The organism is Streptomyces sp. NPDC005863 (assembly GCF_042871345.1).
In the GTDB taxonomy this organism is placed as follows: domain Bacteria; phylum Actinomycetota; class Actinomycetes; order Streptomycetales; family Streptomycetaceae; genus Streptomyces.
Map to the genome: position 1 here is coordinate 371614 of NZ_JBIAII010000001.1, position 12491 is coordinate 384104.

General features: G+C 73.3%; 10 protein-coding genes. 3 read left to right on the forward strand and 7 right to left on the reverse strand.

Going from position 1 to position 12491, the window contains the following annotated elements:
• The first annotated feature begins 14 nt into the window (after nucleotides 1-14).
• Both ACFYO9_RS01575 and glgB read left to right on the forward strand, forming a co-directional pair.
• Nucleotides 15-1475, forward strand: a complete 1461-nt coding sequence (locus ACFYO9_RS01575; RefSeq protein ID WP_355802630.1) for a maltokinase — start codon at nucleotides 15-17, stop codon at nucleotides 1473-1475.
• Between the two features lie 26 nt (nucleotides 1476-1501).
• On the forward strand, nucleotides 1502-4114 hold the full coding sequence (gene glgB, locus ACFYO9_RS01580; RefSeq protein WP_358779278.1) for a 1,4-alpha-glucan branching enzyme: 2613 nt from the start codon (nucleotides 1502-1504) through the stop codon (nucleotides 4112-4114).
• Here the strand turns inward: glgB and ACFYO9_RS01585 are convergent.
• The 5 genes from ACFYO9_RS01585 to ACFYO9_RS01605 form a co-directional block, all read right to left on the reverse strand.
• Entirely contained in the window at nucleotides 4089-6335 is a 2247-nt protein-coding gene (locus ACFYO9_RS01585; protein WP_358779277.1) for a helicase, read from the reverse strand. The genes glgB and ACFYO9_RS01585 overlap by 26 nt on opposite strands.
• Nucleotides 6336-6485: 150 nt before the next feature.
• The gene (gene trxA, locus ACFYO9_RS01590) at nucleotides 6486-6818 is read right to left on the reverse strand and encodes a thioredoxin (RefSeq protein WP_355802636.1); all 333 of its coding nucleotides are present in this window, start codon (nucleotides 6816-6818) and stop codon (nucleotides 6486-6488) included.
• A gap of 45 nt (nucleotides 6819-6863) precedes the next feature.
• Entirely contained in the window at nucleotides 6864-7256 is a 393-nt protein-coding gene (locus tag ACFYO9_RS01595) for a MerR family transcriptional regulator (RefSeq protein WP_355802638.1), read from the reverse strand.
• A gap of 74 nt (nucleotides 7257-7330) precedes the next feature.
• Nucleotides 7331-7957 (reverse strand): DsbA family protein, encoded by a 627-nt coding sequence (locus ACFYO9_RS01600; protein WP_358779276.1) that lies wholly within the window; start codon nucleotides 7955-7957, stop codon nucleotides 7331-7333.
• A gap of 92 nt (nucleotides 7958-8049) precedes the next feature.
• Nucleotides 8050-8964 (reverse strand): MerR family transcriptional regulator, encoded by a 915-nt coding sequence (locus tag ACFYO9_RS01605; RefSeq protein ID WP_358779281.1) that lies wholly within the window; start codon nucleotides 8962-8964, stop codon nucleotides 8050-8052.
• 201 nt (nucleotides 8965-9165) lie between these two features.
• Between ACFYO9_RS01605 and ACFYO9_RS01610 the strand changes: the two genes are divergently transcribed.
• Nucleotides 9166-9963 carry an alpha/beta fold hydrolase gene (locus tag ACFYO9_RS01610; RefSeq protein ID WP_358779275.1) on the forward strand — a complete coding sequence of 266 codons (798 nt, stop codon included), beginning with the start codon at nucleotides 9166-9168 and terminating at the stop codon, nucleotides 9961-9963.
• Here the strand turns inward: ACFYO9_RS01610 and ACFYO9_RS01615 are convergent.
• Both ACFYO9_RS01615 and ACFYO9_RS01620 read right to left on the reverse strand, forming a co-directional pair.
• On the reverse strand, nucleotides 9960-10571 hold the full coding sequence (locus ACFYO9_RS01615; RefSeq protein ID WP_358779274.1) for a dihydrofolate reductase family protein: 612 nt from the start codon (nucleotides 10569-10571) through the stop codon (nucleotides 9960-9962). The genes ACFYO9_RS01610 and ACFYO9_RS01615 overlap by 4 nt on opposite strands.
• A 225-nt stretch (nucleotides 10572-10796) precedes the next feature.
• On the reverse strand, nucleotides 10797-12488 hold the full coding sequence (locus tag ACFYO9_RS01620; RefSeq protein WP_388665985.1) for an MFS transporter: 1692 nt from the start codon (nucleotides 12486-12488) through the stop codon (nucleotides 10797-10799).
• Nucleotides 12489-12491: the final 3 nt, after the last annotated feature.

The window sequence follows — 12491 nt, forward strand, 5'->3', positions numbered from 1 at the left end:
AAGGACGCGACGCCATGTCGGAAGCCGCCCTTCGCCCCAATGCGCACGCCACGGCGCTGCTCGCCTCGCTCGACCCGCTGCTGCGCGAGTGGCTGCCCCGGCAGCGGTGGTTCGCCGGAAAGGGCCGTCCCATCAGCGGCCTGGAAGCGGTGACGGCCACCGAACTCCTGCCGCGCAGCTCACCGGCGGGCCTGCTCCACCTGCTCCTGCGGGTCCGTCAGCCGGCCGTCCCCGGCCAGGGCCCGGCCCCCGACGGCGCGCTGCCCGAACGGCCCGCCGACTGCTACCAGTTGCTGCTCGGCGTGCGCCGCTCGCTGCCGCCACACCTGGCCTCCGCGCTGATCGGCCACGTCACCGAGGGTCCGCTCGCCGGCCACACCGTGTACGAGGGCCTGCACGACCCGCACCTGGCCGAACTGCTCCTCGAACGGCTGCGGATACCCGGCCGGCACGGCGTGCTCCGCTTCGAGCGCGACATGGCCGTCGAGATCCCCTCCGGTCTCGCCCCGCGGCTGCTCGGCACCGAGCAGTCCAACACGTCGCTCGTCTATGGAGATACGTTCATCCTCAAGCTGTTCCGCCGCGTCGTGCCCGGCGTCAACCCCGACATAGAGCTGCCGTTGCAGCTCGCCCGCGAGAGCTGCGCCCGGGTGCCCGCGCCCGCCGCCTGGTTCCTCGCGGACCTCGCGCACGGGACGGGCCCTGCGGGCGGCGCGGGCGCGGCGGACGACGACGCCTGCGGCCTCGGGGTGCTCCAGCCGTTCCTGGCCGGGTCCGAGGACGGCTGGGAGCTCGCCCTGCGGATGCGCGCCAAGGGCGAGTCCTTCACCGGCGAGGCGCGGGCGCTCGGCCGCGCCACCGCCGAGGTGCACGCGTCCCTCGCGGCCGCCCTGCCGACCGTCACGCTCGGCCGGGCCCAGGTCGAGCGGACCGCCGACGCCATGGCGGAGCGCCTCACCGCCGCGGCCCAAGCGGTGCCCGCCCTGCGGCCCTACGCGCCGGGGCTGCTCACCGCCTTCGAGGCGCTTGCGGACCTCGGCGGCGAGGGCCAGTCGTGGACGGCCCAGCGCGTCCACGGAGACCTGCACCTGGGGCAGTGCCTGCGCTCGCCGGACGGCGCGTGGTCGCTCATCGACTTCGAGGGCGAGCCGGCCAGACCGCTCGCCGAGCGGCGGCTGCCGCAGCCGCCGGTCCGCGACGTCGCGGGCATGCTGCGCTCCTTCGACTACGCGGCCTCGCACGGCACGTGGGAGCCCGAGTGGGCCGACGCCTGCCGGGCCGCGTACTGCGCCGGGTATGCGGAGGTCGCCGGCCGCGACCCGCGCACGGACCCCGTACTGCTGCGCGCCCACGAGACCGACAAGGCGGTCTACGAAGTCCTCTACGAGGCCCGGCACCGCCCCGACTGGCTGCCGGTCCCCCTGGCCGCGGTCCGCCGCCTCGCCCAGGACGGCTCCGCCGAAGAAGCCCGCTGACCATCCCTCTGGAGGAGGCCTCCCCCGTGACCCCGCGCCCCCGCAAACCGACCGACGAACCCGCCGTCGAGAAGACCGAGCAGGCCGAGAAGACCCCGAAGCCCCGCCGGAGCGCGAAGACGGCGAAGGCCACCACGAGCACGGCGAAGAAGGCGAAGACCGCCCAGACGGCGCAAACGGCCAAGACGGCCAAGACTGCTAAGACGGCCAAGTCGGCCAAGACGGCGAAGACTTCGGCGGGTGTGCAGGGCGCGCAGGGCACGAAGAGCGCCGCCAAGCGTGCCGGGACCGGCAAGAAGGCGGCAGCGAAGGTGCCGGGCGGGCGCGGCGGGGCGGTGGTCGGACCACAGGCCGGACCCTCACACGCCGGACCCCCGCCGTCCTCGGGCGCCGTCCCCGCGACCAGGGCCCCCTCCCGACCCGTCACCGAGTCCCCCGTACCCGAGGAGGACCGGGCCCGGCTCCTGAGCGGCACCCACCACGACCCGCACGGCGTCCTCGGCGCCCACGCCGTTCCGGGCGGCACGGCCTTCCGGGCGCTGCGCCCGTACGCCAGGGCCGTCACCGTGGTCGCCGACGACCTGCGCGTCGAACTGCGCGACGACGGCGACGGCTTCTTCTCCGCCGTCGTGCCGCTGCGGTCGGTGCCCGAGGACTACCGGCTCCGCATCACGTACGAGGAGACGGAGCTGGAGATCCAGGACACGTACTCCTTCCTGCCCTCGCTCGGCGAGTTGGACCTGCACCTGATCGGTGAGGGGCGGCACGAGCAGTTGTGGGACGCGCTCGGGGCCCGGCCGATGATCCACCAGGGCGCCACCGGCACCCGGTTCACGGTGTGGGCGCCCAACGCCCGGGGCGTGCGGGTCGTCGGCGGCTTCAACTACTGGGACGGCACCGGCTTCCCGATGCGCTCGCTCGGCGGCAGCGGCGTCTGGGAGCTGTTCGTGCCGTCCGTCGGCGAGGGCGAACTCTACAAGTTCGCGATCACCCGGCCCGACGGCTCGACGACGCTGCGCGCCGACCCGCTCGCGCGCCGCACCGAGACCCCGCCCGCCAACTCCTCGATCGTGCACGAGTCGCACCACGAGTGGCACGACGAGGAGTGGCTCGCGCACCGCGCGGACCGGCCGGTCCATGAGGCGCCGTTCTCGGTGTACGAGGTCCATCTGGGCTCCTGGCGACCGGGCTTGACCTACCGTCAGCTGGCGGAGCAGCTTCCCGCGTACGTGTCGGAGCTCGGCTTCACCCACGTCGAGCTGATGCCCGTCGCCGAGCATCCCTTCGGCGGCTCCTGGGGCTACCAGGTCACCGGCTTCTACGCGCCGACCGCGCGCCTCGGCACCCCCGACGACTTCAAGTTCCTCGTCGACGCGCTGCACCGGGCCGGGATCGGGGTCCTGATGGACTGGGTGCCCGCGCACTTCCCGCGCGACGACTGGGCGCTCGCCGAGTTCGACGGCCGTCCCCTGTACGAGCACGAGGACCCGGCCCGCTCCGCGCACCCCGACTGGGGCACCCTCGAATTCGACTACGGCCGCAAGGAGGTCCGCAACTTCCTGGTCGCCAACGCCACGTACTGGTGCGAGGAGTTCCACATCGACGGCCTGCGCGTCGACGCGGTGGCCTCGATGCTCTACCTCGACTACTCCCGTGAACACGGCGAGTGGACGCCGAACGCGCACGGCGGCCGCGAGAACCTCGACGCCGTCGCCTTCCTCCAGGAGATGAACGCCACCGTCTACCGCCGCTGCCCCGGCGTCGTCACCATCGCCGAGGAGTCCACGGCCTGGGACGGCGTGACCCGGGCCACCCACCACGAGGGCCCCGGCACCCCCGAGAGCCCGGCACGCGGCGGCCTCGGCTTCGGCCTGAAGTGGAACATGGGCTGGATGCACGACTCGCTCGGCTACGCCGCCAAGGAGCCGGTGCACCGCAAGCACCACCACAACGAGATGACGTTCTCGATGGTGTACGCCTACAGCGAGAACTACGTCCTGCCCATCTCGCACGACGAAGTGGTGCACGGCAAGCGGTCGTTGGTCTCCAAGATGCCCGGCGACTGGTGGCAGCAGCGGGCCACTCAGCGCGCCTACCTCGGCTTCATGTGGGCCCACCCCGGCAAGCAACTCCTCTTCATGGGGCAGGAGTTCGCCCAGGGCGCCGAGTGGTCGGAGAGCCACGGCCCTGACTGGTGGCTGCTCGACCCGGCGTACGGCGCGGAGGCCGACCACCGGGGCGTGCGCGACCTCGTACGTGAACTCAACACCGTCTACCGGCGCGAGGGCGCCCTGTGGCAGCGCGACACCGACCCCGGCGGCTTCGCCTGGGTCGAGGGCGACGCCGCCGAGGACAACGTCTTCGCCTTCCTGCGCTTCCCCGCGGAGGGCGGCGACGGGACCCCGCTGCTCACCGTCTCGCACTTCTCCCCGGTCGTCCGGCACGGCTACCGGCTCGGCGTACCGGACGAGTTCGGCGCCTGGCAGGAGGTGTTGAACACCGACGAGGCCCGCTTCGGCGGCGGTGACGTCACCAACCCCGACCCGGTCAAACCGGAGCCGGTGGCGTCCCACGGCCGTCCCGCGTCGCTGCGCCTGACCCTGCCCCCGCTGGCTACGGTGTGGCTTCGGCCTGCTTGAGCGCGACGGGCAGCTCCTCCGCGTACAGGATGCCGAGGCGCTGGGTGGCGCGGGTGAGCGCCACGTACAGGTCGCTCGTGCCGTACCGGGCGGGCTCGACGACCAGGACCGTGTCGAACTCCAGGCCCTTGGCCTGACGCGGGTCGATCAGGACGACCGGCCGCGTCAGGTCCGGGGCCTGCCCGGCGCTCACTCCGGGCAGCCGTGCGGCGAGCTCCGCGTGGAGCTCGCGCGGCGCGATCACGGCGAGGCGGCCCTCGTCGGGCGCCTCGTCGGCCACCGCGGCGGCGACGGCCCCGGCGAGGTCGTCGGCCCGGCGCGCCCAGGGCCGCACTCCGGTGGACCGCACCGAGCTCGGCGGCCGGAAGCCGGGGTGCTCGCGGCGCGGCACCTCGGCGGCGACGTCCATGATCTCCACGGGTGTGCGGTAGTTGACGCCGAGCCGGGTGTACTCCCAGCGGTCCTCGACGTACGGCGCGAGGATGCTCTCCCACGAGCCGCAGCCGCCCGCCTCCGCGGTCTGCGCCGGGTCGCCGACGAGCGTCATGGAGCGGGTCGGGCAGCGCCGCATCAGCAGCCGCCACGCCATCGCGGAGAGCTCCTGCGCCTCGTCGACGATGATGTGGCCGAACGCCCAGGTGCGGTCGGCGGCGGCGCGCTCGGCGGCGCTGCGGTGGTCGGCCTCCTCCTGGCGCTCGGCCATCCGCTCCGCGTCGATGATGTTGTGCGCGAGCAGCACCTCGGCGTCGTCCTCGTCCTTGTCCTCGAACTCGTACGTGCGGGAGGCCCGCGAGACGTCGAGCACGCCCTGCGCGTACGCGATCTGCCGGGCCCGGTCCGCCTCCGCGGCGGCCCGCTCCGCGCTGTCGTCGTGGCCGAGCAGCTCGGCGGCCTCGTCGAGCAGCGGCACGTCGGCGGCGGTCCAGGGCGCGTCGTACGGCCTGCGGACGGCCGCCGCGTCCGGCTCGGCCAGACCGGTCGGCTCCTCCAGGTACTCGGCGAGGAAGCGCTGCGGGGTCAGCACCGGCCACAGCTCGTCGATGGCGGCGTGCACCTCGGTGCTGGCCGCGATGGCCTTGCCGAGCTGGGCGATGTCGTCGGGGCCCAGGAAGTTCGGGCCGCCGTACGGGTCGTGGCCGATGCGCTCGGCGAGCTGCTCGGTCAGCGCGTCGATGATCCGGAACGCGAAGTGCGGGCGGCCGAGGTTGTGCGGCACGTCGACGGCGCGGGCGGCCTCGCGCGCCTGGTCGGCGACGGTCCAGTCGAGGATCAGGTCGCCGTCGTCGTGCGCGATGACGACGGGCTCGCCCGGCTCGGGGGTCCGCTGCCGGTCGCGCACGGCGGCGGCGAGGACGTCGGCCATCTCCGCGCGGCCCTTCACCTCGGCGGCCTCCGGGGTGTCGGTGCCGGTCGCGGTCACACCGGGGAACAGCTCGCCGACGGTGGAGAGCAGCACGCCGGTCTCGCCGAGCGCGGGCAGCACCTCGCCGATGTAGCCGAGGAAGGCCGGGTTCGGGCCGACGACCAGGACCGCGCGCTTGGCGAGCAGCTCGCGGTGGGCGTAGAGCAGGAACGCGGCGCGGTGCAGCGCGACGACGGTCTTGCCGGTGCCGGGGCCGCCCTCGACGACGAGGACGCCGCGGTGCGGGGCGCGGATGATGCGGTCCTGCTCGGCCTGGATGGTCTGCACGATGTCGTGCATGCGGCCGGTGCGGGCAGAGTCGAGCGCGGCGAGCAGCACCTCGTCGGCGTCGGCGCCCTCGTGGCCCGTACGGGTGGTGTCGCTCAGGTCGAGGATCTCGTCGTGCAGGTCCGTGACCTCGCGGCCCCTGGTGGTGATGTGCCGGCGCCTGCGCAGGCCCATCGGGGTGTGGCCCGTCGCGAGATAGAAGGGGCGCGCCACGTCGGCCCGCCAATCGATCACGAGCGGGGTGCGTTCGGTGTCGGACGCGCGGATACCGACGCGTCCGATGTGGTGGTCGCGGCCGTCCCGGAATTCGAGTCTGCCGAAGCAGAGCCCGTTCTCCCCCGCGTCGAAGGCGGCGAGAAGCCCGGACTGCTCCGCCACCAGCACATCCCGCTCAAGGCGCGCCTGAAGACCGGTGCCCACCTGCGACAACGACGTCCGCACGGCGGCCTCGGCCTCCTCGCGCAGCGCGTCCAGGCGTGCGTACAGCCCGGAGACGAATTGCTGCTCTTCCCGCAATTCCTCGGTTGACAATTCAGCCCCTCGACAGTTACAGTGCTCTTATTGAAACTTTCCGTGAAGGCGTCGTGCTGAATAAGCGCAGCTTCGCGAAAGAATCCAATATACGCAGAGAAATGCCCCGGACGTCAATTCGTCCGGGGCATTTCTCCGTTCGGAGTCCGTTCAGAGCACGTCGGCCAGCTCGGCGAGCAGCTTCCGCTTGGCCCGCGCGCCAACCATCTGCTTCACCGGCTCCCCGTCCCGGAACACGATCATCGTCGGCGCCGAGAGCACCTGATAGGCGATGGCGGTCGCCGGACTGCGGTCCACGTCCAGCTGCACGATCTTCAGGCGCTCCGCCTCCTCGCGCGCCAGCTCGCTGAGCACCGGCGCCAGCTGCCGGCACGGCCCGCACCAGTCCGCCGTGAACTCCACCAGGACCGGCCTGCCGGCCTCGCCAAGGACCTCCCCCGCGAAGTCCGCGTCCGTCACTTCGGCCACTCCGGCTGCCTTCATGTGCCCACTCTCCTCATGCCGTGGTTCCGTCATCCCGTGGTTCCGTCATCCCGTGAGTTCGCACCGCGGCTCGGGGCCGCTCACGAACGCCTCCTCGGCGCGCGCGAGCTGCGCGCCGACCTGCTCGCGCACGGCGCTCAACTCGCCGATCAGCGCGTCGAGTTCGCCGAGCTTGCGGCGGTACACGGCGAGCGACGCGGGGCAGGAGTCGCCCTCCGGATGACCGGAGCGCAGACACTCCACGAAGGGCCTGGTCTCCTCCAGGTCGAACCCGAAGTCCTGGAGGGTCCTGATCTGCTCCAGGAGCCGCACGTCGTCCTCGTCGTACGTGCGGTAGCCGTTGCCGGTGCGCCGTGCGGGCAGCAGCCCGCGGGACTCGTAGTAGCGCAGCGTCCGCGTGGTCGTCCCCGCGCGCGCCGCGAGCTCGCCGATTCGCATGCCCCGACGGTAATCCTTGACGTGGGCGTCAAGGCCAGGGGTTTTCGGGGACGGCCGCCGGGCGGGCGCGCGCCTCAGCGGAAGTCGGGTGCGGCGGGCCCCCGCTTGAACTCGTGGAAGCTCTCCACCCCGGCCATCAGGACCACCCCGTCCCACAGCCGCCCCGCCGCCTCGCCCCGCGGCGCCGGGGAGACGACGGGCCCGAAGAGCGCGCCCACCCCGTCCACGGCGAGCACCGGGGTGCCGACGTCGTCGCCGACGAGCGCGACGCCCGCCTCGTGCGAGGCCCGTACCGCGTCGTCGTACTCGGTCGTCATCGCCACCGCTTCGAGCTCCGCGGGCAGCCCGGCGTCGGCGAGGGCCGCCCCCGTGCCCGCCCAGTCCTGCCGGCCGTGGATCCGCTCGCCGAGCGCGTCGAAGTACCGGCCGAGCGCCGCGTTCCCGTACCGCGCGCGGACGGCCGCGCAGATGCGTCCCGGCGCCTTCATGTACTCCCCGTACAGCCCCTCGGGGTCCTCCGGATCGACGGCACGGTCCTCGTCGAGGGCGGCGAGGCTCATCACCCGCCATCGCACGTCGACGTCCCGCACCCGCTCCACCTCGCGCAGCCACCGCGAGGTGATCCACGTGTACGGACACACGGGGTCGAACCAGAAGTCGACGCCCACGCGCTGCGGTTCCGGTCGGGCGTGGTCGCTCACGCAACCACCGTACGCTCCAGAGGAGTTGCGGCACCACGGTCGCCGTCGGCGCGGCGGCATGCGGTGGCGTGGCATCAGGCGGTGGCGTGGCGTTACGCGGTGGCGCCGAGGGCCGCCCTGAGCCAGTTGTCCGCGGCTCCGGGGGTCGGTTCCGGTGGGCCCGGGGGCTGGGTCTCGATCTCCGCGGTGAGCTGCCAGTAGCGGTCGACGCGGGTCTCCGCGGCGAGCATGGGGTGCAGGCCGCGGCGGAAGTCCGCGGTGTCGCGGCGGCCCAGGGCGGCGGCGTGGACGGCCGCGAAGCAGTCGAGGGCCTCGCCCGCGTGCGGGGCGCGTCCCGCGCGCAGCTCCGCCGCCGCCAGTTCGAAGGCCTCGGGCAGGCCCTCGTAGAGGACGGCGGGACGGTAGCCCTTGCCGGGCGCGTGGACTTCGGGCACGCCGAATCCGGCGCCCGCGCGCGGCCCGGAGACGGCGCAGGGGCCGGCCACGAACTCCTGCAGCCGGGCGAAGGCGAGCACCTGGGCCGGGGTGGGGGCGTCGGGCAGGGCCGGCACCGCCCGGTCGACGACCGCGGCGGCCACGCGGGCGGGGAGCCGCGCGGGCAGCCAGCACCGCCAGAATCGGGCGATCGCGGCCGTGCCGGGAGGGAAGGACACCGTCCCGATCAGGCGCAGCCGCTCGGCCCGCTCCCGCACGGTGCAGTCGGATTCGGCCAGGAGCCGCAGGGCCGCCTCCCGCCAGCGCAGCGCCGCGAGACGCGAGGTGACCTCGCGCAGTTGCCGCGCGACCAGGTCTTCCAGGTCGTCGTCCTGGTCGAGGACCCGGCGCACGTCGGGGACCGGCAGGTCGAGGGTGCGCAGGGAGCGGATGAGGCGGAGCCGGTCGAGCGCGTCGGGGCCGTAGCGGCGGTGGCCGCCACCGCTGCGGGCGGCTTCGGGCAGCAGGCCTCGGTCGGAGTAGAAGCGCACGGTCTTGACGGTGACGCCGGCGCGTTCGGCGAGCTGTCCGATGCTCCAGAGGTCGTCGGGCGTGCTGCACGGGTCGTCGGGCGTGCTGCACGGGTCCTCGGGCGTGCTCCAGAGGCCGTCGGGCGTGCTCCACGGATCGTCGGGCGACACGGACTTGAACCTCCCTCAGGGGGAGTTCCTACCGTACCGGCGGGCGCGCGGCACACGAGGGCCGCGGGGGCGCCGCTGAGTGGAGGAGGACGCATGACGACGACGTTCGTGCTGGTGTCGGGCGGGTACACCGGGGGCTGGCTCTGGCGGGACGTGGCCGCCGGGCTGCGGGCGGCCGGGGCCGAGGTGCACGCGGCGACGCTCACCGGGCTCGGCGACCGCCGTCACCTGGCGGGGCCCGAGGTCGACCTGGAGACGCACATCGAGGACGTCGTCCAGCTGATCGACCACATCGACGCGCCCGAGGTGGTGCTCGTCGGCTACTGCTACGGCATCTACCCGTCCGCGGGCGCCGCCGACCGGCGCGCGGACCGGGTCGGCCGGCTCGTACACCTGGACTCGCCCCTGCCGCAGGACGGCCTCTCCATGATCGACCAGGTGCGCAAGCAGATGCCCGAGGGGCCGGCCCGCGACCGGACGCTGCGCCAGCAGGAGCAGGCCGAGGACGGCTGGCGCATCCCGGCGCCCACCCGGGCCGAGTTGCAGGCCTACGGGAACCTCGCGGGCGTCCCCGACGAGGCGCTCGACCGGCTCGCGCGCCTCGTCTCGCCCGCACCGGCCGGCCCGTACGCGCAGCGGCTCCGCATCTCCGGCGCGGTCGCCGAGCTTGCGACGACGGGGATCTTCTGCACCACCGGCGGGACGACGGACATCGCCGCGCTGGAAGCGCTGGTGGCGTCGGGCCTGCCGCTCGTCCAGCACCTGGCCGGCCCGCGCGCCACCTTCTTCGAACTGGCCACGGGACACTGGCCGATGCTCTCCACCCCCGGCGAACTGACGGACGTACTGCTGCGGGCGGCGGCCGGCGAGGGCCAACGGCTCACGGTCTAGGACCCGTTCACGTCCCCCGCGGCCCTGTCGTACGTGAGGAACACCGTGCCGCTGTCGAGGAGGACGGCGTCCGTCCGCTGGTAGAGGACCGGGTCGAAGGCGGTCTTGTGCGCGAAGAGCGGGGTGCCCGAACCGAGCGACAGGGGGCCCAACTTGACGACGAGCCGGTCGATCTCGCCGCGCAGCACACCGGCGAGCTCGCCGCCGCCGCACAGCCAGATGTCCTTGCCCTCCTCGCGCTTCAGCTCCCGCACCCGCTCGACCGGGTCGGTGGCGACCAGTTCGACGCCGGGGTCGGGGCTCTCGGTGAGGGTGCGGCTGAAGACGAGGTGGCGCAGGTGCGGGTAGCAGTTCGCGAAGCCCGCGGCCAGGCCGATCTCGTACGTCCTGCGCCCTTCGAGGACCGTGTCGAAGTGGACCCCGTCGGCGGTGATTCCGAGCGCCTCCCTGGCCGGGGCGGGCAGGGTCTCGGGGTACGTCTCGGTGAGGTGCCGCACGTAGTCCTGCGCGACCGGCCAGAACCCGTCGGGGCCCGTGGGGTCGGCGCCGTCGGGTCCGGCGATGAACCCGTCGAGGCTGACGGCGATGAAGTAGACGAGCTTTCGCATGCGGCTCCTTGGGGCGGTGGTGAGGCTATGGTGGCGACTGCGCCTGTTGTACTCCGTTTGAAGTGGTCTGAACGTAGTACTTCACCTGGAGTGGTGTCAACACTTTTCGGGAACCTCGCTCTCGCCGGGACAGACGGACGCCCCGAGGCTCCCCGGGACGGGACGACGAAGCCGGGCCGCCCCGATAGGGACGGCCCGGCCGATCGTGAGGGTGAGCGCGGCGGCTCAGTCCTGCAGCTGCGGCTCCCGGTCCGGGGAGCGGTCGTCCGACGGGCCCGCGTCACCATCGGCCGACGCCGCCTCGTCCCGGCCCTTGCGCGGCAGCAGCACCGCCACAAGGACCGTGCCGACGCCGAGGATCACCGCGCCGATGAGGCTCGTGTGCGCCACCGCGTCCGAGAACGCGGAGCCGACCGCGTCCGCCATCTTGCCCGCGCCCTGCGCGAGTTGGTCGGCCTGCCCCTTGAGCTGGGCCGCCTGCTGCTGCGAGCTCGCGTGGGCCGCCTTCTCGGCCGCCGCCTGCGCCTTCTCGCCGATGCCCTGCGCCACCGCGTACCCCGCGCCGACCGAGTCCTGCGCGGTGTCGAGCGTGCCGGCCGGCAGCTTCGTGCCGGAGGCCTCCGCCGCGTCCGCGAGCTTCGAGGAGTACGAACTGGCAAGCACCGAGCCGAGGATGGCGATGCCGAGCGAGCCGCCGAGTTCGAGGGAGGTGTCGTTGACCGCGCCGCCGACGCCCAGCTCGGACTCCGGGAACGCGCCCATGATGGCGTCCGTGCAGGGCGACAGGGCGAGGCCGATGGCCAGGCCCAGGATGATCAGCGGGGCGACGAAGTCCCCGTACGAGGAACCGGAGTCCACCCGCGTCAGGAGCGCCAGCGCCACCGTGCCCGCGACCATGCCTGCCGAGACCGTGATCTTCATGCCGATGCGCGGGGTCAGATATCCCGTCAGCGCCGAGCCGACGAAGACCGCGCCCGCGAGCGGCAGCATGCGCACGCCCGTCTCCAGCGGGTTGTAGCCGAGGACGAACTGCAGGTGCTGCGTCAGGTAGTAGAACGCGCCGAAGACCGCGAGGAAGAAGAGCGCCACCGCGAGGTTCGAGCCGGCGAAGCGGCGGTCGAGGAAGCGGCGGACGTTCAGGATCGGGTGCGGGTGGCGCAGCTCCCAGGCCACGAAGGCGAGCAGGCCGAGGCCCGCGACGACCGCCGCCGAGATCGCCTTGGCGTCCCAGCCGAAGTGCGGACCCTGGATGATCATGTAGACGAGCGCGCCGGTCCAGATCACGGACAGCAGGCCGCCGACGTAGTCGATCCGGTTGTGGTGCCCGGCCTTGGACGGCGGGATCAGCACGAAGGCACCGACGATCGCGAGAGCGGCGACCGGCACGTTGATCAGGAAGGTCGAGGCCCAGCCGTGGTCCTCCAGGAGCGCGCCCGCGACCAGCGGGCCCGCCGCGATGGCGAGGCCGGCGGTGGCGGTCCACAGCACGATGGCCTTGGCCCGCTCCGCGCGCGGGAAGGTAGCCGCGAGCAGCGAGAGCGTCGCCGGCATGATCATCGCCGCGCCGAAGCCCATCACCGCGCGGGCCGTGATGACCCCGCCCGAGCTGTCCACCAGCGAGCCCGCGACCGATCCCGCGCCGAACACGACGAGTCCGAGCACCAGCGCGCCGCGCCGGCTGTACTTGTCGCCGATCGCGCCGAGCAGCAGCATCAGCGCGGCGTACGGGACGGTGTAGCCGTCGATGACCCACTGCAGGTCGGAGCTGGAGAGCCCGAGGTCCTTGGTCATGTCGGGGGCTGCGACGGTCAGCGCCGTGTTCGCCATGACGATGATCAGCAGACTCAGACACAGCACGCCCAGCGCCCACCAGCGGCGCGCGTACGGCTGCTTCATCTCCTCGACCGGTTGCTTCATCAG

Coding starts and splice junctions, on each gene's coding strand:
- ACFYO9_RS01620 (WP_388665985.1), bottom strand. CDS start 12,488: ATGAAGCAACCGGTCGAGGAGATGAAGCAGCCGTACGCGCGCCGCTGG.
- ACFYO9_RS01575 (WP_355802630.1), top strand. CDS start 15: ATGTCGGAAGCCGCCCTTCGCCCCAATGCGCACGCCACGGCGCTGCTC.
- ACFYO9_RS01615 (WP_358779274.1), bottom strand. CDS start 10,571: ATGCGAAAGCTCGTCTACTTCATCGCCGTCAGCCTCGACGGGTTCATC.
- trxA (WP_355802636.1), bottom strand. CDS start 6,818: ATGAAGGCAGCCGGAGTGGCCGAAGTGACGGACGCGGACTTCGCGGGG.
- ACFYO9_RS01610 (WP_358779275.1), top strand. CDS start 9,166: ATGACGACGACGTTCGTGCTGGTGTCGGGCGGGTACACCGGGGGCTGG.
- ACFYO9_RS01595 (WP_355802638.1), bottom strand. CDS start 7,256: ATGCGAATCGGCGAGCTCGCGGCGCGCGCGGGGACGACCACGCGGACG.